This is a genomic window from Pacificoceanicola onchidii (assembly GCF_004804335.1).
Taxonomy (GTDB): Bacteria; Pseudomonadota; Alphaproteobacteria; order Rhodobacterales; family Rhodobacteraceae; genus Pacificoceanicola; species Pacificoceanicola onchidii.
Genome location: NZ_SRXY01000005.1, coordinates 107,254 through 129,167 on the forward strand (window position 1 = coordinate 107,254; position 21,914 = coordinate 129,167).

Genomic DNA, 21,914 nt, shown 5'->3' on the forward strand with positions numbered 1-21,914 from the left:
TTCCGCGTGTTTCATCAAATCGCGTGCAGAACAAGTCATGCACTTTGCTTTTCGGCGGCGTCAGTAAGGGGTTCAGGGAAAACCAATAATCAGAAAGAGACTTCCATGACCACCTTCACCGAAACCATCGAAATCGACGCCCCCGTCCATCAAGTTTGGGCCATACTTGCCGACGTCGGGTCCATAGCAAGTTGGAACCCCGGTCTGATCGGCTCGAAAGCCACAAACGATGTCGTCGGCGTGGGGGCGACGCGCTACTGCGATATTGACGGTCGGCAAAACCTTGACGAGGAAGTCGTCAAATTTGAACCGAAACGCAGCATCACCTTCCGCATTACCCGCTCGACGCTGCTATTTCGCTCTGCGGATATCGCGTTCACGTTGACAGCTTACGGCCAGAGGACTGACGTTTCGGTGTCTCCGAACTACTCCTTGAAGTACGGTGTTTTGGGACGTCTCTTGGACAAGACATTTGTCGAGAAAGCATATCGGCGAGGTATGCGCGGGTTGCTCTCCGGACTGAAGGAGCAGGCGGAAAGTGTTTGACCCCGTCTACGTCACTTGAAGGATGTTGCGTCATTGCGGGACTTGAATGTCGGCTTCGCGGGGCGAAGCGGTCGCTGGCCGTTAGCAGTTCCGTTATCGAAATTGGCCTTGAGCAGTCATTGAATTCACCTCTTCCCGGGCTTGATCCGGGACTTCAAGGTTAGAGCACAAGCCGCGCCTATCGACGGGCCGTGGTGCGGCGATGCAACCGTTTATCCCCTCGATTTATCCCAGCCACTGGCGCGCAAGGCTTATGCGGCTCGCTACTCCAACTCAATCGCCGTGCCGCGGGGACGGCCCGTCGATGGGCGCGGCGGCCTGCGGCCTTGGCTCCGCGCCTGGGGTGAGATGAACGGCCGCTCAAGGCCATTTGAGCCTGCTTTGTCCGAACCCGCACTGGGCACTCTTAGGGCTCTTTGTAGACCTCGTCTGTGGGCTATCCTAGAGTTGGCTTTGGCGTCGATCCATTTTCTCTAAGGTTGTGAAACCGCGTGACCAACCCCAAGCTGGCGGTAAACGGCAGCTCGATCTTTTGGGTCACGGCTTTCTTGAACTGGCCAGCAGTACAGCCCGACAGCCCATGCGCGGGATCCGCTTCGCGTCACACCAACTGAAAAACGCGGGGCGTTCTCGATCTTGAAATTTGGACCTTCGCAGTCGTCACGTGCCTTCATTTGCCATGCAGCGTATGACCAATGGGACGGTTTCTTGGATCTCGTTTCACCAAACACATTTGAAAGCCACCAACGCACTGTGCTGAAACATCAGTATTCATCGCTCTTCATTTTCCGCTTTCAGAAAGCCTGCTCGACAGGAGGTCGCCGGTCTCAGTCAGGATAGGATAACCAGCCATCGCAAATGCTGTGTTCACCTGTTTCAAAACACGGAGCGTTTCTTGATGAATAGTGCTGGTTTCGATGCTTTCGGCGAGGCCTTCTCGCAATCGCCCTAGGTGCCTTCGCTGTAGAGACTGCTCCAACCCGCGCATATTTTCTTTCTGGGCGACCAGTTCACGGGCGTCATCAGGGTTTTCCTTCATCATGACATTCAGCGAAAGTTGAACGTTGGCCAAAACACGATCGTGAAAGTCACCGATTTCCTTTCGCCCATCGGGTGAGAAGCTCAGCCCCTCAAGCTCCAGTCGTTGCGCGAGGCTTAGCAAGTTGCGCACAAGCAGATCAGACGCGGCTTCCAGCCCGGCGGCGAGGAGGGACAGATTCATCGCACCTTTCACCACGCCCTCATCCAGTTCGCGGCGGTTCAGATCCGCGAGATACAATTTGATCTCTTGATGAGCCTGACGCACGGCCGCGTCGCTGGCGCGTGTTTGCGCAGCGGCGGCATCGTCCCAGGCATCATAGAGCCCGCTGGAACGGATCAGCATCGCCTCGATCCGCTCTCCTATCCGAATAATCTCACGCGAAGCGCAGAATAACGCTCGGGTCGGGACGTCCAATGCACCAGGGTCAAGGGCAGATGGTATCTGGTTTGCGTCTTCCGTGCTTTTGTCAGCCACAAAGCTTTCGGAAATTCTGGTGATTTGCGCGACAAAGGGCAGGGCGACAACACATAGAAGTGCATTGAAAGCCATGTGCAGGTTGATGGCTTGGGTTGCTCCTGTTGGTCCGAGCCAGGTCAGATGTGTAGAAAACGTGCCAAGGGCGACCAGAAGAAGCGCAGCACCGCCGCCGCGCAGCACGAGGTTGGCAACAACCATCCGTCGCGTTTCGGGAGGTGCAGTAAAGGTGAGCACATAGGCAATCATGGACCCGCCCAGATTGGCCCCAAGTACCATTGCCATTGCTGCAGGCGCCGGAAGTGCACCCTGTGAGACCATCGTGACGAAGAATAGCACTGCCGCGACACTGGAATGCACCAGCCACGCAAAGAACGCTCCCAATGCAAAAGCCGCAAACAGGTCCGTTTCAAGATAACTGAGGACATTTAGCGCACCTTCGCTTTCCAAAAGCGGAGAAGTGGCTGCCCGAAGCATGTCGAGCGAGACGAAGATCAACGCCAGCCCAATAAGGATACGCCCGCTTTGCCGAACACGTCGCGCGCGGCCGCGTAGGAACAAGGCTACACCGCTGACCAACAAAACGGGGATCAACCAGGTTTGCCGCACCAATAATACCTGGGCAACGACGGCTGAACCTAGATCGGCGCCCAGCAAAATCGCGAGCCCAACGGCCGTGGTGACGGCACCGGTGGCGGCAAAATTGGACACCAGAATGGCGACCGCAGTAGAGCTTTGCAGCATCATGGCAGACGCCATTCCCGTACCTGCGGCGAGTAGCCGGTTATGCGCGGATCGTCTTAACCAAAGACGCAACTGGACCATAAACGCACGTTCCACACCGGTTCGAACCAACCGAACCGCCCAGATCAGCAAGGCCGCGGCACCCGCGATGTTGATCAGAAACTCGATCAATTCTGTTTACGCCTCCATTTGAGTTCGAGCGCCCATTGGCAAATGCAGGGGCACCGAATTTGGCAAATTTTAAGTTGTAGGAACGATCCATGTCGGTCGGATTCCTGACCGCTCAATGAATTGCTGAACGTCCAGCCCACGAAAAAGCCCGTGATCCGTAATCAGGACCGAACCGACGCCCGAAGCCGCACCCCCAAGAATGTCGGTGTGCAGGGTGTCGCCAACCATCGCGATGCGGCGGCGCGGTATGCCCGGCATTTTGGCAATCGCGGCCTCGAACGCGTCCAGATAGGGTTTGCCGAAAAAGAGAGGGGTCACGGAGGTCGCATCCATCAGCGCATGCGCAAAAGTACCCGGTTCGATGGTCAGACCCTCCTCACGCGGGGCGACGAGGTCCGGATTGGCAACCACAACGGGTCTGGGATTTTCGCGCAGCGCAGCGATCAGGCGTTGGGTGTCCTGATCCGTCCACCGGATACTGGAGAGCAACAGGAACCCGCCTGCGGTTTGGTACAGATCGGGATCGTCCAGCAATTGCCCGAACGTGTGCGGTGTGTCGTCGAACCTGTCATCTGCCGCGGCCCCGGCGGCCCAAAGCAGGCCCGACGCCAAAGGCGGCAAGTTCGCAAGAGCGAGATCGCGGCTGGAAATGACTTCGTCGGGCTGAAAATCAAACCCAAGCCGGTGATATTTGGCGAGGATCTGGGATCGCGTATAGCTGGCCGCGTTGGTCAGAACGATCAGCTTTTTGCCCATCGCGCGCAGCTGCTCCATGCGGTCAACGGCGCCTTCGATGGCCGTTTCCCCACGGTTGAGCACGCCAAACGCATCCAGAATGAACCCATCAAAATGTGCCGCAACCTCGGCCAGATTTGCCGCATGACCGGGTGTTCCGTCAAAGTCGGCCTGTGGCAGTCGGGGACGGATCGTTTCGTAACGCTCAAAGGCCCATTCCGGCCCGATTTGCGCGTCGTGAGAATACATTATGCTCTTGGCTCCTAACGGGAACGGGTAGCCTTACCAGGTCAGTCCACGCGACAATAAAATCCGCTGAGCCCGGCCCGGATAGTCCGTGATGATCCCATCCACACCCGCGTCGATCATGGCGTTGATGTCGTCCGTCTCATTCACGGTCCAGGTTTCCACCAAAAGCCCCAGCTCATGGGCCTCGGCCACAAGTTCCGGCGTGACATCCATGAAATACGGGCACCACAGGCTGCCGCCTGCATTGGCGACAGCCTGAGGGATTGAAACACCCAGCACATCAAAATCAGGGGCGACGGACTTTTGGGAATCCTCGCCGGGATCATCGTCATTTTCAGGCAGTTGCGACAGGTATGATCGTGGGATGTCACAGGCCAAACGGGCGCATTCTTCAAGAAGTGACCAGTCAAAACTGTGCAGGATGGTGCGCTGCTCCAACCCTCTGGAGCGCACTTCCTCGATGACTTCATGCACGATCTCGAGGGGGTTGCCGCGCTGATCCGGCAAGGCTGGTTCCGATTTCATCTCAAGCAACAGCAGGAGGTCCCGACCTTCCGGCTGAAGTGCGAAATCCAGCAGCTCGGCGAGGCAGGGGACCTGGACACCCGACATGAAAACCTGGTCCGGAAAACGTTTGCCGTACACCGTGCTCCCATCGAGCCCGCCAACGTCGAACTGCTTTACTTCGGTCAGGGAAAGGTCCGAGACCTTCAATTCGGCACCTGTCAACCAGTTCCCATCGGATCCCCGCGTTGCAGCATTCAGCAGATGGTGATTATGCGTAATGATCGGAGTTCGGTCGCGCGTCAGAACGACATCGAACTCCATCGCCCGCACCCCGACCTTCAGAGTAAAGGCAAACCCTTCCATCGTATTTTCCGGCATCACGCCACGGGCCCCCCGGTGGCCGATCAGGCGAACGACACCCGGTGCACCGCGAAAACCGTCGAGTTGAGGGAAATCCGTCATTCTTCGATCCGTTTACCCGAAGTGGAATCGAAAATGTGCAAATCGCTTGCGGACGCCTTGAAGCTCATCACGGAACCCGCTTCTGCGGTGACATGACCGGGCAGGCTGGCGACCACATCGGTGTCGGTCCCTTCTAGAACACCATGCACAAGCGTGTTGGCGCCCAGTTGCTCGAACATCTGGGCCGAGATGCGGACAGGTCCGTTTTCATCGCGCACAAGATGTTCGGGACGAATGCCCAGAGTGACCGATCCGCTGGCATGAGCTGCACCGGACACCGTTGCACCATTGCCAAGTGTCAGGGTTCCGCTATTCGCGGTCGCAGGCAGGAAATTCATCGACGGACTGCCGATAAAACCAGCCACAAACAAAGTCGCGGGACGATCGTAAAGCTCGATCGGGGTGCCGAACTGTTCGACATAACCTCCGTTCAGCACCATGAGCCGGTCGCCGAGGGTCATCGCTTCGACCTGATCGTGGGTCACATAGATCGAGGTCACGCCCAGTCGTTTTTGCAGCTTGCGGATCTCAAGCCGCATCTGCACGCGCAGCTTCGCGTCGAGGTTCGACAAGGGTTCGTCAAACAGGAATACCTGCGGGTTGCGCACAATCGCGCGCCCCATTGCAACACGCTGCCGCTGGCCACCCGAAAGCTGGCGCGGCTTGCGGTCCAGATATTGCCCGATCTCCAGAATGTCCGCGGCTTCCTGCACGCGCCGGTCGATCTCATCTTTTGCGAATTTCCGGATTTTCAGACCATACGCCATGTTCTCGCGAACCGACATATGCGGGTAGAGCGCGTAGTTCTGGAACACCATTGCGATGTCGCGGTCAGCGGGTTCCAGGTCATTGACCACCTTGTCTCCGATACTGATGTCGCCGGATGTAACCCTTTCCAGCCCCGCAACCATACGCAGCAGCGTGGACTTGCCGCAGCCCGAAGGCCCAACGATGACGACGAACTCACCGTCATGGATGTCACCTTCGATGTGGTGCAGCACCTCGACATCGCCATAGGCTTTCACGAGGTCTGTCATAGTGATGGATGCCATTTTGTGCGCCCCGTTTATTTATCTGTTTCAGTCAGGCCCTGCACAAAGAGCCGTTGCATTGCGACCACCACGAAGACCGGCGGGATCATGGCCAGCAGTGCGGTCATCATGATGATGTTCCACTGTGGCGATTGCTCCGCAGCCTCAAGCATCTGCTTGATGCTCATAACGATGGTGGTCATGTCGGTTTCGGTCGTGATCAGAAGCGGCCAGAGATACTGGTTCCAGCCATAGATAAAGAGGATCACGAAGAGTGCCGCGATATTGGTCCGGCTCAGCGGGATTAGAATGTCCCAGAAGAACCGCAAGGGACCAGCGCCGTCGATACGCGCGCTTTCAAGCATCTCGTCAGGAATGGTCAGAAACACCTGACGGAACATGAACGTCGCCGTGGCCGACGCAATCAGCGGGATCGACAGGCCCCAATAGCTGTTGAGCATGCCCAGATCCGCCACCACTTCGAACGTCGGCAGGATGCGCACTTCGACCGGCAACATCAGGGTGATGAAAATCAACCAGAAAAAGCCCATGCGGAACGGGAACTTGAAGTAGACGATGGCAAAGGCGGACAAGAGCGAAATCGCGATTTTGCCGAATGAGATCATCAGCGCCATCATCAGAGAGTTAATCAGCATGCGCCAGACCGGTGCACTTTCAGTGCCCGAAAGGCCGCCGCCGAATAGCGTCTGTTTGAAATTCTCCCAGAAATAGCCACCGGGCAGCATCGGGATCGGCGCCTGTGTCATGCGGACCGGATCATGGGTCGATGCAACGAAGGTGATCCAGATCGGCAGGGCGACGATGATGACACCGAAAATCAGCACTGCATGGCTGACCATGTTGAGGATTGGGCGGTTCTCGATCATCAGTATTCCACCTTTCTTTCAACATAGCGGAACTGAACGACGGTCATGGCAATGACGAGGACCATCAGGATCACCGACTGTGCCGCAGATCCACCGAGGTCGAGACCGACAAAACCATCGTTGTAAACTTTGTAGACAAGGATCGTTGTCGCGTTTGCGGGACCGCCTTGGGTCACGGCGTGGATGATGCCGAACGTATCGAAGAAGGCGTAGACCGCGTTGATGACCAGCAGGAAGAAGGTGGTGGGCGACACCAGTGGGAATATGTGATCCCAGAAGCGGCGTATCGGACCCGCCCCGTCAATTGCAGCAGCTTCGATCAGCGACCGTGGGATCGACTGCATCGCGGCAAGATAGAACAAGAAGTTATAGGCGATCTGTTTCCAAGCCGCGGCAAAGACAACCAGCGCCATAGCCTGAGATCCGTTGAGGTAATGGTTCCAGTCGACACCGACAAACTCAAGAATATAGGGGAAAATCCCCAGGGTTGGGTTGAACATAAACACCCAGAGCGCACCCGCCAGAACCGGCGCAACAGCATATGGCCAGATCAGCAAGGTGCGATAGGTCGTTGCCCCCCGAACGATGCGGTCCGCGAAACCTGCCAGCACAAGCGCTGCAGACATAGACAAGACAGCAACGCAAACCGAGAAAAAGATCGTGCGGCCAAAACTGCCAAGATATTGTTCGTCACCAGCGAGATAGGTGAAGTTTTCGAACCAGACAAATTCAGTCGAAATTCCAAACGCGTCTTCGATCAAGAAGGACTGGTAGACAGCTTGGCTGGCCGGCCAGACAAAAAAGACCAGCGTAATGATCACCTGCGGCGCCACAAGAAGATAAGGCAGCAGAGACGTCGGAAAATGGACGCGCTTTAGCATTTGAACATCGCAATTTGTTTGGAGAGCGGAAACGAACTGGCAGCTCCGCGTAGGGAACCGCCAGCGCGGGAGAGTTTATTTTGCTGTACGCTCGAACTTGCGCAGCAGGGCGTTGCCGCGTTCGGCGGCGTTGTCCAGAGCTTCGGCCGCAGAGATGTTGCCAGCCCACAGAGCTTCCATCTCTTCGTTGATCACGTCACGGATCTGAACGAAGTTGCCAAAACGAAGTCCTCGCGAGCTCGGCGTAGGCGTGTTGAGGCTCAGCTGCTTGATGGCAGTATCCGTGCCCGGGTTCGTTTCATAAAACCCCTGCTCGGCGCTCAGTTCACCTGCAGCGGTGGTGATCGGAACATAGCCGGTTTCCTGGTGCCACCATGCCTGCACTTCGGCCGAGGACAGATAGGTCATGAACTTGGCCAAACCTTTGTACTCGTCGCTTTCGTGGCCCTGCAGGGCCCAAAGCGTTGCACCGCCGATGATCGAGTTCTGCGGAGCGTCAGCAAGAGTGGTATCAAGCGGCAGCATAGTCTGACCGAAGTTGAACTTCGCCTGAGACTTGATTGAACCGTAATAGGCCGAAGAGTTCATCCACATGCCGCATTCACCATTGGTGAACATGGGCAGCGAGTCGCCACGGCGACCACCATAGACAAACAGTTTGTCGCCCTGCATGTCTGCGATGTCCTGAAGACGTGCGGCAACCTTGTCATTGTTGAATGTGAACTCGGTATCGAAGCCGGCAAAGCCGTTTTCCTTGGTTCCCATCTCCATGTTGTGCCACGCCGAGAAGTTCTCGATCATCACCCAGCTTTGCCAACCGAACGAGAAACCACATTCCATGCCATTATCGACAAGCGCCTGTGCCGCTGCTTTAACATCGTCCCATGTTTCCGGGACAGCCGCGCCTGCCGCTTCCAGAGCGTCGGCGTTGTACCACAGAACCGGGGTCGAGCTGTTGAATGGCATCGACAGCAATTCACCTTCGGGCGTCTGATAGTAGGACACAACCGCAGGAAGGTAGTCGGAACCGTCAAAGGGTTCACCGGCATCTGCCATCATCTGTTCAATCGGATAAATGGCGCCCTTGGCTGCCATCATGGTGGCTGTGCCAACCTCAAACACCTGCACCAGATGCGGTTGTTCGCCTGCGCGGAACGCGGCGACGGCAGCGGTCATCGTTTCGGTATAGTTACCTTTGTAGGTCGGTACGACGGCGTAGTCGCTTTGGCTTGCGTTAAAATCAGCAGCGATTTTGTTGACCCGTTCACCATTGGTGCCGCCCATGGCGTGCCACCAGCTGATTTCGGTTTGTGCCGCAGCGGCGCTTGCTGAAACAGCAAAGGCAGCCGTGCCCGCGAGGAGCATTTTCTTCATTGTCATCCCTTCCTCCCTGTCAGGATTCAAACATTGTGAAAGGCAGCATTCGAGAAAGCGCAAAATAATTCAAGTTAATTTTTATGGACATTCATTATAATGTTTTGTTATGCGATGGTGGAAGTCAGTCAATGCTCGGGAAAACGCTACAAGGAGCTAAGCTATTGAAGTTTAAGCTAAGACAACTCGAAGCGTTTCATGCTGTTGCCGAGACGGGGAGTGTAACAAAGGCCGCGGAAAGATTGGATGTTTCGCAACCTGCGGTGAGCCGATTGCTCTCAGACTTTTCGGCATCCGTTGGATTTGAACTCTTTACGCGCAGCCGGGGGGGACTCGAGCCGACAAGCGATTCGCGTTACCTGCTCGCAGAAGTCCGGCGCATACTTGATAGCCTTGATCACCTTGACGATCTCCGCCGCGATCTGACCGAACGCACCAGAGGACACATTCGGGTTGCCTGCCTGCCGGGTTTTGCCACCAACCACCTGCCGGGCGTTCTCGTGCAGTTTCTGAAGGAAAGACCGGGAGTGACGGTGTCACTTGAACCCGACCGCCCGGAAAGAATTCTGGAGTGGATCATCGGCGAGCAATATGATTGCGGCATTACCGATGGGTTTCTTGGCCACCCGGCAACGCACAGCCAAGATCTATACATTAAATCTGCCTGTATCCTTCCCAAGGATCATCCGCTTGGCGCAAAAGACGAGATTTCCCCGAACGACCTGGCGGCTGAACGTATGATCCACACAAGGCGAGACAGCCAGTTCTACAAGCATCTCTCGCGGGCTTTTACAGAGTACGGTGAAGAGATTAACAGTCTGGTCGAAGTAAGACAGTTCACAACGGCCTGTACGATGGTGAAGGAAGGCCTGGGAGCGGCCGTTGTCAGCGCAATCGACGCCGAGGCCTTCCGCTCCTCCGGGATTGTCATTCGTCCGTTTCGACCAAACATTTTCCACCGACTGTCAATCCTTCAACCCGCGTCAGGCCCAACCTCGCCCATCGTTCTGGATTTCATCGATGCGTTTATGGCCAGCCTACAGCCTTTTCTCGCCACGCAACGCTGACGGGCCGAAGTCAACGTGACCTCGTAAGGGGCCGTAAATGTGCGCCAATGACTGAAAATTTGACCGTCCGACCACGCGCACCCCGTCCTGTGACTTGTCCGGGGAAAGGTCGTGGTCACGGGTGCTGCTTCTGGCATTGGCTTGGGCTGCGCTACGGCAGTTGCCGGAGCAGGCGCAGAAACCTATTGCGCAGCGCGCGGTGTGAATGGACTTCAATAGCCACCGAACTGCTCAACCCGGATGCGAGCGGCATCGACACCTGCCGATTTCAGCATCTCAGACATTGCAGAGACAAACTTGCCGGGGCCGACGCAGTAGTAGATCGGACGTTTGACGTCACTCAAATGACGGGCAAGCATTGTGGCGTCGATGTATCCCGTTTCTCCCTTCCAAGTCGTATCAGCGTCGGACTCTGTCATCGTGGCAACAAGCTCAAACTCCGAGTTGGCCTCATCCAGCTCTTGCAGTTCCGCCAACATCGCGGAGTCGTCTGGGCTGCGGTTGGAATAGAACAGGGTTGTTTGGGTGAGCCCGTTTCTGTGATCTGCGTCGCGGAGCATGGACAGGAAGGGCGTGATGCCGATGCCGCCTGCCAGAAACACGGTTGGGCGGGCGGAATTCGTGTCTTTCGTGAAGCTGCCCAACGGTCCCGCGATCTGGAGCGCAGCGCCGCCCGGCATCGATTTCAAGGATTGCTTGAAGCTGCTGCTGTCGCGCAGGCGGGTCACCACTTGGAGGTCGGTCTCGTGGGGCGCATTGGCGATGGAGAAGACCCGTGCTTCTCCTGCGCCGTTGGACGCACCAGCGGGGATGGTCAGCCGGATGGCCTGTCCCGGCGTGAATGAAAACCCGGCGGGCTTCGTCAAGCGGATGGCCAGCGTGTCATTTGCAACCCTCTCGCGTTCAAGGATCGTGACCGTCGCGGCGGGGCTTGTCCGACCGGTCAGTTTCAGCCCATCCCGCATGTTCAGCCCCATCAGCGTGAGGTTCGTGGCCCCTGCGATCAATTCAACACCTTGCAGCGCGTAGAACACCGTATCGAAGGTGCCGGCGGAGGCTTTGGATTCAAGTATGAACGCCATCGGTACCAGGATGAGAAGCCCGTTGGCGGCGATGATCGGCATCCGTTTTTGTTTGGCGGATACGAGTTTCCCGGACTGGCCTTTGCCCAGTGACATGCCCGAGCCACCGACGATGGCCATGGCGGGTATCAGGATGAACATGCCCGACAGGATCCAGCCCTTAACGGAGGCGATTGTCTCATGTGAGCCGAAGAGTTCGGACACAATGGTCGAGGTCCAAAAGAGTAGGATCATCAACAGGCCGATAGCGCCTGCAATGGCGTGAATGCGGGTTTTCATAGGGAAGTCCTCCTGTGAATGAGACGCGGAATGTCAGGCTTTGATCGCGATGCAGCCGACGACGGCAGCGGCCATGCCAAAGCCGATCCGGAAATTGTGGACGGTCAGCCATTGGTTCAGTTTCGCGGCGCCGGTCGCTTCATCCATTGTGCCGCTGGCAAACGCTGTGTTGGTTGGGACGAAGAACGCGAAAGTCAGGACGGCCACCACAAGGATACAAGCCGCGCTGAGTAGCCAGTACTTCAGTTCTGGCTGGCCCCAATACAGCCAAACCGATCCGATCAGGCCGATCAAAGTCGGCATGAAGATCAGCGGGATGGAACGGGAGACGAATTGGTTGTTGGCCGCGAACCAGTCGAGGAATTCCCGCGTGGAAAGGCTTTGCCAATATCCGCCAAGCGTGACGCCGATACTGAGCATGACACCTGCAAAACCAGCAGCGCCACAGATGGTCAGAATGTTGAACGCTGTCTTGATCATGACCCGGCTCCGTTTTCGCGACGGGCGAACCACATGCGCCAGATCAGGCCGTCTTTCTTGATGAAGTGGTGGTAGAGCGCGGCACCTGCATGGAGCACAATGAGCGCCACCATCAGCCGTGCGCCAAGCCCATGTGGGATACGTGGCAGGACTTCAGAGAAGTCAGGCAAAGGTATTGCGCTATCGCCAAACAGGATGCTTCCCGCCCCGGAAAGCACGATGATCCCAATCCCGCTCGCCGCCATACCCAGGATGACACCGTAAAACAGAACATGGATGACCTTTGCGGACAGGGTCTGCCAGGCTGGGTCTCCCGCGACCGGTCGGGGTTTCTGATCGACGCGCCACCACCAGAACAGGCGCAGGAGCGTTAGTAGCAAAATCACTACGCCGAGCGGCACATGGAGCATCAACACTGCTTCCTTGGCCGGGCTTTCCGTTATGGATGCTGCTCGAAAACCGGACCCGAGCATCGCAAGAATGAAGATCGCACTCAGCCAGTGAATTGCAACTGCGACCGATCCATATTGGGTTGGGGAGCTCTTCATGATGTTGCCTCCGGGGTCTTGGGTCATACCTATCGGCCGGTGATTGCTGCGCGGTAGGCGAGATTGACCACGTAGCCGCTCAGGAACTCGTCGCGGGTCAGGAGTGCGTTATCGTCGGTGTCGGCGCGCCTGAAATCCCACATCATCGATTTGTGGTATTCTTGACGTCCAATCTCGCCGTTTCCGTCATGATCCCAAATCGCAAACAGGGTTTTCTGCGCTGTCTCGTAGGCGCGCTCTTGGGCTTCATCCTCAGCAATGAAGTTGAAGCCGAAGTCCCAATCCGTGAATTCGCCCAGATCGACGGAGCCATCCTCGTCGTAGTCCATGGAAACAAAGATTTCCTGGCCGAATTTGACGAACTCACCCATGTCGGCTGCGCCTTCCGGGTTGTCTTCAATCGAACCGAAAATCACTTCAGCCAGTTGTCGACCCGGGGTCGGCGCTTCTGATTGCGCAATCGCCGAAACGGGAAGAGCCAGAAGTAGCGCACAGGTCGCTGTCAGCGTCTTCATCTCATTACTCCTTCTGATTCCATTTGAATAGCAAGCTATATAATATTACATAGTTTGCTATGCAATGCTATTTGTGAGCTATGGAATTTGATCGCATGAACTCAGCGGGATACCTCGTGAACAACCTGGCCCGCCTGCTTGTGGAGGTGCTTCGCAAGCGTATCGCCCCACTGGGCATTGTGCCTGGCCAGTTTCCGACTCTGCTTGCATTGTGGGAAAAGGATGGCCTGACCCAGAAAGAACTGCTTGTTTTGGTCGATATTGAACAGGCGACCCTTGCAAATACGCTGACGCGGATGGAGAGGGATGGGCTTATCACCCGTAAGGAGCACCCGGCAGATGCACGCGCACGCACGATCCATCTGACCAATCAAGGGAGATCAATCCGTGACGAGGCCTACAAGGCAGCTGCGCAGATCAACGAAGAGGTGCTCGCAGACCTCTCTGACGCAGAAACCGAGGCTTTCCTGAGCTACATGCGCCGCGTCATTGGAAGGATCAAAGAGGTGGAAGCGACTTCGTAGCTTATCAGCGACACTCTTGGTTTCCGATAGACCGGAAAGCAAATTGCTCGTCCTTGCTGTACGAACAGCCAACCATCAGATTGTCGGCTTTGCCGTCGCAGCAAATGGCAGGTTCGGCGGGCTGCAGCGTGGGTTGTTCAGACCGCAGGTTGGGGCCGGGAGCAGTTTTGCCGAGCTGGAGTGGCCAGTCCATAACGGCGATGGATCGTGCAAGGGGCGACGATAGGTTGGAACCGGGCCATGCAACGCTTAGCCTGAGGGGCGTGGATGCAAGCAAAAACGGCCAGAAGCAGGCCGGTGTCCGGGCGATTGCAAAGGTCCGCAGCCGAAAAGGACAAGAGGTCACTGCCAACAAAGCCGTAGAGCATGGGCGTCTCGTCCCGGCAAAGAAGCCTTGAAAGCCTTCTGCAAGCGGCAGTACAACCGGGCCTTGACCGAATTTCCCGAAAGCAGATTTTTGGCCAGGGACATCAGGCTCTGGCAGCCATTCAGACAAGAAGGAGGCCGCCGTGCCCGAAACACTTGGAAGGCGCCTGGGTTGCTCAATGGCTCTCGGCTTTGCGCTTTTGATCGCGCCGAACTTTGCGCTTGGGCAGGACGCCGCGTCTTGCTTTGACGGGACTGCCGCGGTCCATCACGCTTTGGGTGAGAGCCCCGAGACCCTGCCGACAGGTGTCGGCGTGTTCGACATGCCGGACCTTGGAGCGGCCGGTCTTACCGTGCATTACGCGCGTCCTGCAGGCTTTTCGTCGACATCGCCAATCCTGCTTGTCCTTCCCGGGGCAGGGCGCAATAGCGGTGATTACAGAGATGCCTGGATCGAGGCGGCCTGTGCTTCGGGGGCATTGGTGGCGGCGCTTGGGTATCCTGAGGAGCAGTATGACTTCGCCGCATACAACATGGGCGGCACAATCGCGAACCTGCAGTTCGATGAGCCCGGCTTTGCCCGCGTGTCCGAGAACGCAACAACCATCACGCTTGAGGATGCCGACATTCGGTTTGATGCGGTGACGCAGCGCGCGGACTGGATTTTCGATGATTTTGACCGCGTGTTTGAGCATCTGGTTCAGGCAACGGCCTCCGAGCAGGACACATACGATGTCTTTGGCCACTCTGCTGGCGGACAGATCCTGCACCGCTTTGCGCTGTTCGCCCCGCAATCCAAAGCGCGCGTGATCATCGCCGCAAACGCCGGGTTCTACACATTTCCCGATTTTTCACAGGCCTTGCCCACCGGGCTGCAGGGGACTGGCCTGACAGAGGCGGATCTGAGCCGGGCGTTTGGTGCGCGTCTGGTGGTGATGCTGGGGGCGCTCGACAATGACGACGCGGCTGGCGGGACTTTGCTGCACACACCGCACATTGACCGCTTACAGGGGCTGGGGCGTCTGGATCGCGGGCAAAGCTTTTTCGAGCACGCGCGGGATGAGGCGGCTCGGATCGAGACGGCGTTTCATTGGCAGATCGACGTCATTGACGGGGTTGGACATGACTACCGGGCGATGAGCGCTGCGGCGGCTGAGTACCTGGCGAGATTGGCCGACTGACCGCGTCCCGGCCCGGCGATGGGCGCGGCGGCCTGCGGCCTTGATTCCGCGCCTGGGGTGAGGAGAACGGTCTTGCGTCAGTGCCGCCAAGCGCCAATCCGGAACGCCGAGAGCGCGAAGCAGACGGTTTGTCAGGGAGCGGCGTGCCTAAGCGCAGCTCTAAGCCGCTGATTTTCTACGGAACACGGCCAGAAGTCCGAGCGCGGAAATAAGCTAGGCAAATCCGGCTGGCAACGGCACAGGTGCGAGGTCTTCGATTGTGATCGTCAGGCTGTTCAGGCGATAGCCTTCACCCGCGTTGCTTGCGAAAAGGCGAAAGCCAAGGATGTCATCCGTATCCAGCGTGTAGGGCAGCAGGATGTTGGACGCGCTGTTGCTGCCTTCCGTGACACTGCCGGTGGTCGGGCCGTTTTCATCGCCCACATAGAGCGACATGGAGAAGGGGCTGTTCGCGCCAAGACCCGTCATCGCGGTGACCGCAGCACCGGCTCCGCGAAAAACATGGCTGCCACCACTGTTGTTCTGACGCTGCGTGCCAATGGCATTCGTCGGGTTTGAAAACGCGAAAATCGGACCATTGTCGGTAATCGATCCGGGAAGGCGGATGAAATCCACATCCAGCGACAGGATCAAATCGCCGCGTTCCGCAGCGCGCAGAATGTCCAATGTGATCAAGGACGTGCCTTGCGACGCGGTTGTCACGGTGAAATCCGCGGCTGTGCCGGTGATGGCGACATTGGCCGGATCGGTTGCAAAAGCTGCGAGCTCGGCTCCGGTGTAAGACTGCGTGAACAGCGTGGCGGCCTGCGAGGCGGTGGCACCTGCAAAGAGCATTACGGCTGACACGAACCCTGCGGCTGCAGGCTTTAATCCTTTAAACGTCATCTGAAGCTCCAAAAATTTGTTAACTAATTTGGTGGAGTTCCCCTGGCGCCAAGACAATCTTCAGCCCGTTTGGGCGTGGCTGTGGGCGTGCGGCGCGCAGTTTGGGCATAAAACGCCTATTGGGTCAAAGGCAGCGTCATCCGTTGACCTGCTCTATGGTGCACCAGACCAAAACAGGTTCGGGCTGCGTTCAAGCGCTCCGGTGCCATGCCATCGTCAGCCTGGGGCGCCCGCGTACAAGGGTGTCATGGCAAAGCTGGGCAAGTGCCAAGGTTTCGAGAGCGATAAAACAACGGCAGACGGAACCGCGGGAGCGGCATCGTGCCGGGCAGGGGGCAAAGTGCGCCCTCACCTCTGTTGCGCAAAGGCGTTTTTGGGGTGGCGGGTGGATGCTGCTCGATTTGCCCGGCTAGTGGTCCGGGTTTGGCGCGTCCCATGGCTGTGCGGCTTCGGTATAGATGGATCGGCTCGGAACATAGACTTCCGGCTGATCAAGCGATGCAGCATGGACGTACACACAATGCGCCATACGCTCACTTCGGCGTGTCAAAGGTGAACCGCAGGTCGGACAAAAAACACTCCAGGTGGATCGGCCCGATCCACCGGTCATCTGGTATTCCGAAAAGGGTCCAACAAGCTGGAAGGTCTCGGCAACCAATGGAAACATGTCCGAGTGCCCGGTTCCGGTGAGGCGCTGGCAATCGCGGCAATAGCATCTGAAAGCGGTGACATCGGAAGCCACTCCCAGGTACCGGATCGCGCCGCATTTGCATCCTCCGGAGATCGTTTTTGTCATACTCGCCGCTCCCAAAGCCTAAATTGCCGTACCCGGTGCTCCAGCCGCAGACACCTAATGATACAATTTGCATGAACCTTTGGTGATGCTACGGTCGATGTGAAAAGATTTCCAGAATTACTGGAGGGACGCTGCCATGGCTGATCCGTTTCAAGATGTGGATGCTGCAGGAGAAGAGTTCATTTCTGCGTTTGCGGATTCCATGGATGAACGCCAATCAGACCCCACGATGGAGAAAATCGTTTCAAAGTACCTTGGGAGACTGGCGTTTTCCGAAGACGGTTTGACGGTTGAAGTCGGGTGCGGTGCGGGCGCCGTCACGCGGCGGATCGCCGAAAAAGCCTATCCCGGTCGGGTCATCGGCTTCGAGCCTTCCGTGGGTTTTGTAAATGAAGCAAAAGCACGGGTCGGAGGGCGCGATAATGTGGCGTTTGAGGTTGCCGATGGTGCCTCGCTGCCCTTGGAAGATGGGTCTGTCGATAACCTCATCATGCACACGGTGCTGACGCACGTTGAATACCCGGCGCCGCTTTTGAATGAGGCCCGTCGCGTTCTCAAATCGGGTGGGTTCCTGGTTGTGTGTGATGCGGACTTTTCCAAGGCATCGTTGGGCAATATGCCGAACGATCCTCTGGATGCTTGCGCCAAGATTTTTGTCAGTGAATTCGTCACCGATCCACATGCAGTCGCGAAGCTGCAAGGGCTTGCGACGAACGCGGGCTTTTCGATCCACGACATCAGCTTTCAGAGTCGGAGCGTACTGGACAATGATCAAATGCTGCCATGGGTCGAAGAAACCGGTAAGCTGCTGATGAAGCGAGGAGAAATCGGCGAGGCTTTGCACACCGGTTTGGTTGCCGAATACCGCCGTCGTGCGCGGGAAGGGACACTCTACGGCTATCAGGTTTTTGCAACGCTGATCGCCAAATGCCCGTAGGCAGGCCTTGTTGCGGCCCTTGCCCGCCAGGGGGTAATCAAGCGAAACAGGAAAAAAGCCGACATCGGGCGGGAAGCAATCAACGGCAGACAGAACCCTCCGATCGGCTGTGCGCCGAAGGGCTCAGGGGCTGGTCCCGAAGGCGGGTTTGTTGGTAACCAGAGGCAAATCCCCGATCCAGGGGGCATTTGGGGTGAGGGCGCGATGCAGACAGTTGGCATTATCGGATATGGCGCGATGGCCGCCTATGTGGCGCGACATCTGGCGGGCAGTTCATGGGCCTTGACCCATTGCATTGCCCGCAAGGGGCGGGAGGCTGCGGCGCGGGCTGCGATTGGCGCGGATGTCACGGTGGCTTATGACGCGGATGATCTGGGCGCTGTGCCCGATCTTGTGGTGGATTGCGCAGGGCATCAGGGGCTGAAGGCGCATGGGGCTGCGTTTCTGCGGCGCGGTGTTCCGGTGGTCAGCGCCTCGCTCGGCGCTTTGGCGGATGCGCAGACCTATCAGGCGCTGCAGGAGGCGGCGGAAAGCGGCAAGACGCAGCTGCAACTGGCGTCCGGGGCCATTGGTGCGCTGGATGCGCTGTCTGCCGCGCGGATTGGTGGGCTGAGCGATGTGGTCTACACCGGCCGAAAGCCGCCGCAAAGCTGGCGCGGCACGCCGGCGGAGGAGGGGGGCTGCCTCGAGGCACTGGACGAGGCGATGACCCATTTTGAAGGCTCGGCCAGAGACGCCGCGCTGCGCTATCCCAAGAATGCCAATGTCGCCGCTGCCGTGGCGCTGGCAGGTGTCGGGTTCGACAAGACGCAGGCGCGGTTGATCGCGGATCCGAAGGCGCAGGGAAACACGCACACTCTCTCGGCCAGCGGGGCCTTTGGATCGTTCACCTTTACCATATCCGGCGAGAGCCTGCCGGATACGCCGCGCACCTCTGCGCTGGCTGCAATGAGTGTTGTGGACCGGATTTTCCGCCAGAGCGCACCGATTGTCATCTGACGGCAGGCGCGCGATTGACTGTGCGGTTGCGCTCTAGGTCGCCCTGCCTGATACCGGACGGGTCGGCAGGGTTTGTCAGCAGAGTTCTGTGCCCGATGACGTCAGCGCGTGTTCGGCGCGATCGGTTGCGGCGGCGGCCAGCGTGCCGGATTTGACGATCTGCACGTGATAGCCCCGGTTGCGGGCGGCGAGGGCGGTTTTCAGCACGCAATAGTTCAGGTCCAGCCCGACAAGGCGCAGCGCGCCAACGTCAAGTCGTGCCAGAAGGGTATCGAGCGCGCCGGTTTCGAACCCGTCCTGCACCCGTTTGACAAGCACATGATCGGGAAGAGGCGCGAAGGGGGGCGCAAGCTCGGTCCCGTCCGTGCCTTCAAGGGCCTGACCTTTCATGGTCAGCCGGGCGAGGATCTTGGTCGATGGGATTGACCATTCCTGACGCAGGGCGATGACAGGAACGTTCTGCGCCCGCGCGGCGGAGGCTTCGGCAAGAATGGCGGCGGCGGCTGCGGACTTGGCGTCTTCCGAATAAGGCCCGTGGTCCCAGAACACGGTTTGGAGATCGATCAGCAGAAGGGCGGAGCCGGTGCGATCCGCGATCCTGTCTCCGGTGCTGACAGCACCGATGCGCCGGATCCCATTGCCGAGCCAGAGCAGGATCAGGAGGGTCGCGGCACCCAAAACATAGGCAATAGTCATTCTTCGGGGCTCCCCTGTTTGCGCAGCCTGTCCGTGACCGCGCAGACGACATCCAGCGCGCGGGCAATGTCCTGACTGTCCAGATCGGCGCCAAGCTCTGCCATGAGCGCCAGTTCCTTCGAGATGATCTGTTCGATCAGGCTGCGGCCCTGATCGGTCAAGGCCAGGAAGGGCGAGCGTTTGTGGCGCGGGTTCGGGCGCTGCTCGACAAAGCCGGAGGCTAGAGTTTCATTGCACATGACCTGCACGTATTGGCGTTTGATTTCGAGCCGGGCGGCGATCTCCGGGACGGTCTGTTCGCCGCTCTGGTGCAAGATTTCCAGAACGGCGCGCATTCGGACGGTCAGGCCGGTTCCGGCCAGACCCGCTTCGACGCAGGCTTCTGCCGCTTGCATCAGCGGGCGGGACATCCAGACGAGGCGGTGGAGGTGTTCAGCTTTCATATTGACACTATACATGTCAACTTGACAAGTTCAATGTCATTTTGAGGCGACTGGCTGCAACGCCGGATGACGCGAGCGTTATTCGGACCCGGCGGCGGAGCGTGTCTTGAGCCAGTTCACGACGTCAACCACTGCGCCGTTGCTTTTCGCGCTGCGGGGCATCAGGACGTAGAAGTCATTCCCGTCCGTCTCCCACATCGGGCCAACCGCGATCAGACGACCGGCGTCCAGATCGTGGGTCACCAGAAAGCGGCTGACGAGGGCGACACCTTGCCCGGCAATGGCCGCATCGACCGCCAGGGCGGTCTGGCTCAAACGCAGGCCACGAAGAGACTGCGTCTGCACGCCGAGATAGGCAAGGTATCGCGGCCAGTGGTCATGGGTGTCATGGATTTTCGGCAGTTTGGCCAGGGCTTCCGGCGCAACCGGATGGCCCGTATCCCCGACAAGCGCCGGGGCGGCCACGGCGATCAGGGATTGCCGGAACAGCAGCGTTGTCTCCAGCGCGGCCCCGAAAGGCGGCGCGCCCTGACGCACCGCAAGATCAATCCCGTCGCTGTGAAAGCTGGAGACCTTCTCTGTCGCCATGATCCGCAGGTCGACGTTTGGACAGACGGCCATGAAGTCCGGCAGGTTCGGGATCAGCCATTTCGCCGCAAAGGTCGGGGTGACGCTGATCACCACCTTGTTCGGCTCCGGTTTCAGCTCGTCCGTTGCGGCGCGCAACTGCGCAAAGATCTGCGCGATCCGGCTGTGATAGCTGCGCCCGGCGGATGTGAAGGCCAGCCCCTTGGGCACCCGGTCAAACAGTTTGACGTCCAGATGCGCCTCAAGCTGGCGCACCTGCTGGGCCACGGCCCCTTGTGTGACACCCAGCTCGTCCGCAGCGGCGCGGAAGCTGAGGCGGCGACCTGCGGCATCAAAGGCGCGCAGGCTGTTGAGAGGCGGAAGTTCGGTCATTCTGCAATAGTATTTCTATTGTCATGGAGTATCAATTCTCAATCGCACCACGGGGAGAAAGGGGCAATATAGAGTCAATTCACAGAAGGGTGCGAACAATGACAGTAGAAAAGGTAGCCTTGATCACGGCGGCTGGCAGCGGCATGGGCGCGGATGCGGCGCGCAAACTGGCGGCGGATGGCTTCAAGGTTGGCATCCTGTCCGCCTCCGGCAAGGGCGAGGCGCTTGGGCAGGAGCTGGGCGGGTTTGGCGTGACAGGCTCCAACCTCGACGGCGCGGCGCTGAGCGAACTGGTTGACGGCGCAAAAGCGCGCTGGGGCCGTGTCGACGTTCTGGTGAACTCTGCCGGTCACGGGCCGAAGGGGCCGGTTCTTGAGATCAGCGATGAGGACTGGCATCAGGGCATGGAGGTCTACCTGATGAACGTGATCCGCCCGACACGGCTGGTGACGCCGCTGATGCAGGCGCAGGGTGGCGGGGCGATCATCAATATCTCGACCTTTGCCGCGTTTGAGCCGGATCCGCTCTTTCCGACCTCCGGCGTGTTCCGCGCCGGGCTGGCGGCCTTCACCAAGCTCTACTCGGACAAATATGCGCCGGACAACATCCGGATGAACAACGTTCTGCCGGGCTTCATCGACAGTCTGCCCGAAACCGAAGACCGCAGGGCGCGCATTCCCATGGGGCGTTATGGCGCGGCGGGGGAGGTGTCTTCGCTGATTTCTTGGCTCGCCTCGCAGGATGGCGGCTACATGACAGGCCAGAACCTGCGCATCGACGGAGGGCTGACCCGTGCCGTCTGACATGGTTGTGCAGAGCCCGTCGCGCGAGCGGCTCGTGTTTGCGGTCAAATGGGGCGCATCGGCGGTTCAGATCATGGGATACACGGCAACCGGCTTCGGCTGGACGCCGTGGAACCTCTATCTGTTTCTCGTCGGCGTGGTCGGATGGTTCGCCGTTGGGGCGCTGTGGAATGACAAGGCCCTGATGCTTGTCCATCTCGTTGCACTGGGCGCGATGATCGCGGGGATGACGAGCGGTTGAAGGACTGGG

General features: G+C 58.4%; 24 protein-coding genes. 8 read left to right on the forward strand and 16 right to left on the reverse strand.

The window, feature by feature from the left end; translation table 11 throughout:
- The first annotated feature begins 105 nt into the window (after window positions 1–105).
- Window positions 106–546 (forward strand): SRPBCC family protein, encoded by a 441-nt coding sequence (locus E4662_RS14070; RefSeq protein WP_136442233.1) that lies wholly within the window; start codon window positions 106–108, stop codon window positions 544–546.
- A 781-nt stretch (window positions 547–1,327) separates the two neighbouring features.
- Here the strand turns inward: E4662_RS14070 and E4662_RS14075 are convergent.
- From E4662_RS14075 to ugpB, 7 genes are all read right to left on the reverse strand, one after another.
- Window positions 1,328–2,977, reverse strand: coding sequence for a Na/Pi cotransporter family protein (locus tag E4662_RS14075; protein ID WP_136442234.1), 1,650 nt, complete (start codon window positions 2,975–2,977; stop codon window positions 1,328–1,330).
- Between the two features lie 69 nt (window positions 2,978–3,046).
- Complete coding sequence (locus E4662_RS14080) at window positions 3,047–3,961, reverse strand: HAD-IIA family hydrolase (protein ID WP_136442235.1); 915 nt, start codon at window positions 3,959–3,961, stop codon at window positions 3,047–3,049.
- Window positions 3,962–3,994: 33 nt separating this feature from the next.
- Window positions 3,995–4,930: a glycerophosphodiester phosphodiesterase family protein gene (locus tag E4662_RS14085; protein WP_136442236.1), complete on the reverse strand. Its 936-nt coding sequence runs from the start codon at window positions 4,928–4,930 to the stop codon at window positions 3,995–3,997.
- Window positions 4,927–5,982: a sn-glycerol-3-phosphate import ATP-binding protein UgpC gene (locus E4662_RS14090; protein WP_136442237.1), complete on the reverse strand. Its 1,056-nt coding sequence runs from the start codon at window positions 5,980–5,982 to the stop codon at window positions 4,927–4,929. Before E4662_RS14090 ends, E4662_RS14085 begins: the two co-directional genes overlap by 4 nt.
- 14 nt (window positions 5,983–5,996) lie before the next feature.
- On the reverse strand, window positions 5,997–6,848 hold the full coding sequence (ugpE, locus tag E4662_RS14095) for a sn-glycerol-3-phosphate ABC transporter permease UgpE (protein ID WP_136442238.1): 852 nt from the start codon (window positions 6,846–6,848) through the stop codon (window positions 5,997–5,999).
- Window positions 6,848–7,729 carry a sn-glycerol-3-phosphate ABC transporter permease UgpA gene (ugpA, locus tag E4662_RS14100; protein WP_136442239.1) on the reverse strand — a complete coding sequence of 294 codons (882 nt, stop codon included), beginning with the start codon at window positions 7,727–7,729 and terminating at the stop codon, window positions 6,848–6,850. Before ugpA ends, ugpE begins: the two co-directional genes overlap by 1 nt.
- A 75-nt stretch (window positions 7,730–7,804) precedes the next feature.
- Entirely contained in the window at window positions 7,805–9,103 is a 1,299-nt protein-coding gene (gene ugpB / locus E4662_RS14105; protein WP_420819268.1) for a sn-glycerol-3-phosphate ABC transporter substrate-binding protein UgpB, read from the reverse strand.
- Between the two features lie 164 nt (window positions 9,104–9,267).
- Here ugpB and E4662_RS14110 point away from each other — a divergent pair, with 164 nt between their 5' ends.
- Window positions 9,268–10,170, forward strand: a complete 903-nt coding sequence (locus tag E4662_RS14110) for a LysR substrate-binding domain-containing protein (protein WP_136442522.1) — start codon at window positions 9,268–9,270, stop codon at window positions 10,168–10,170.
- A 212-nt stretch (window positions 10,171–10,382) separates the two neighbouring features.
- Here the strand turns inward: E4662_RS14110 and E4662_RS14120 are convergent, their stop codons facing one another.
- Genes E4662_RS14120 through E4662_RS14135 form a run of 4 tightly spaced genes read right to left on the reverse strand, consistent with a single transcriptional unit; the run spans window position 10,383 to window position 13,074 of the window.
- Complete coding sequence (locus E4662_RS14120) at window positions 10,383–11,531, reverse strand: ferredoxin--NADP reductase (RefSeq protein ID WP_136442241.1); 1,149 nt, start codon at window positions 11,529–11,531, stop codon at window positions 10,383–10,385.
- 33 nt (window positions 11,532–11,564) lie between these two features.
- Window positions 11,565–12,011 carry an anthrone oxygenase family protein gene (locus E4662_RS14125; protein ID WP_136442242.1) on the reverse strand — a complete coding sequence of 149 codons (447 nt, stop codon included), beginning with the start codon at window positions 12,009–12,011 and terminating at the stop codon, window positions 11,565–11,567.
- Window positions 12,008–12,559, reverse strand: a complete 552-nt coding sequence (locus E4662_RS14130; protein ID WP_136442523.1) for a cytochrome b — start codon at window positions 12,557–12,559, stop codon at window positions 12,008–12,010. Before E4662_RS14130 ends, E4662_RS14125 begins: the two co-directional genes overlap by 4 nt.
- A gap of 29 nt (window positions 12,560–12,588) precedes the next feature.
- Entirely contained in the window at window positions 12,589–13,074 is a 486-nt protein-coding gene (locus tag E4662_RS14135; RefSeq protein WP_136442243.1) for a CREC-EF hand family protein, read from the reverse strand.
- 116 nt (window positions 13,075–13,190) lie between these two features.
- Between E4662_RS14135 and E4662_RS14140 the strand changes: the two genes are divergently transcribed.
- Together E4662_RS14140 and E4662_RS14145 are read left to right on the forward strand one after the other, a co-directional pair.
- The gene (locus tag E4662_RS14140; protein WP_338113512.1) at window positions 13,191–13,598 is read left to right on the forward strand and encodes a MarR family winged helix-turn-helix transcriptional regulator; all 408 of its coding nucleotides are present in this window, start codon (window positions 13,191–13,193) and stop codon (window positions 13,596–13,598) included.
- 545 nt (window positions 13,599–14,143) lie between these two features.
- Complete coding sequence (locus tag E4662_RS14145; RefSeq protein ID WP_136442245.1) at window positions 14,144–15,145, forward strand: hypothetical protein; 1,002 nt, start codon at window positions 14,144–14,146, stop codon at window positions 15,143–15,145.
- A 213-nt stretch (window positions 15,146–15,358) separates the two neighbouring features.
- Here the strand turns inward: E4662_RS14145 and E4662_RS14150 are convergent, their stop codons facing one another.
- Both E4662_RS14150 and E4662_RS24530 read right to left on the reverse strand, forming a co-directional pair.
- Window positions 15,359–16,030, reverse strand: a complete 672-nt coding sequence (locus E4662_RS14150; protein WP_136442246.1) for a hypothetical protein — start codon at window positions 16,028–16,030, stop codon at window positions 15,359–15,361.
- Window positions 16,031–16,439: 409 nt separating this feature from the next.
- Entirely contained in the window at window positions 16,440–16,826 is a 387-nt protein-coding gene (locus tag E4662_RS24530) for a GFA family protein (RefSeq protein ID WP_136442247.1), read from the reverse strand.
- Between the two features lie 136 nt (window positions 16,827–16,962).
- Between E4662_RS24530 and E4662_RS14160 the strand changes: the two genes are divergently transcribed.
- Window positions 16,963–17,763, forward strand: a complete 801-nt coding sequence (locus tag E4662_RS14160; RefSeq protein ID WP_136442248.1) for a class I SAM-dependent methyltransferase — start codon at window positions 16,963–16,965, stop codon at window positions 17,761–17,763.
- Window positions 17,764–17,967: 204 nt separating this feature from the next.
- On the forward strand, window positions 17,968–18,762 hold the full coding sequence (locus tag E4662_RS14165) for an aspartate dehydrogenase (protein ID WP_136442249.1): 795 nt from the start codon (window positions 17,968–17,970) through the stop codon (window positions 18,760–18,762).
- Window positions 18,763–18,837: 75 nt separating this feature from the next.
- Here the strand turns inward: E4662_RS14165 and E4662_RS14170 are convergent, their stop codons facing one another.
- The 3 genes from E4662_RS14170 to E4662_RS14180 all read right to left on the reverse strand — a co-directional run bounded on the left by E4662_RS14170 (window position 18,838) and on the right by E4662_RS14180 (window position 20,861).
- Entirely contained in the window at window positions 18,838–19,458 is a 621-nt protein-coding gene (locus E4662_RS14170; protein ID WP_136442250.1) for a cysteine hydrolase family protein, read from the reverse strand.
- Window positions 19,455–19,916 carry a MarR family winged helix-turn-helix transcriptional regulator gene (locus E4662_RS14175; RefSeq protein ID WP_240705200.1) on the reverse strand — a complete coding sequence of 154 codons (462 nt, stop codon included), beginning with the start codon at window positions 19,914–19,916 and terminating at the stop codon, window positions 19,455–19,457. The genes E4662_RS14170 and E4662_RS14175 overlap by 4 nt, the downstream gene beginning before the upstream one ends.
- Before the next feature lie 63 nt (window positions 19,917–19,979).
- A complete protein-coding gene (locus tag E4662_RS14180) occupies window positions 19,980–20,861 on the reverse strand; it encodes a LysR substrate-binding domain-containing protein (protein WP_136442251.1) in 882 nt (293 codons plus the stop codon).
- Between the two features lie 98 nt (window positions 20,862–20,959).
- On the opposite strand from E4662_RS14180, the gene E4662_RS14185 reads away from it, so the two are divergent.
- Both E4662_RS14185 and E4662_RS14190 read left to right on the forward strand, forming a co-directional pair.
- The gene (locus tag E4662_RS14185) at window positions 20,960–21,664 is read left to right on the forward strand and encodes an SDR family oxidoreductase (protein WP_136442252.1); all 705 of its coding nucleotides are present in this window, start codon (window positions 20,960–20,962) and stop codon (window positions 21,662–21,664) included.
- Window position 21,665: 1 nt separating this feature from the next.
- A complete protein-coding gene (locus E4662_RS14190; RefSeq protein WP_420819269.1) occupies window positions 21,666–21,905 on the forward strand; it encodes a DUF6552 family protein in 240 nt (79 codons plus the stop codon).
- The last annotated feature ends 9 nt before the right edge of the window (window positions 21,906–21,914 follow it).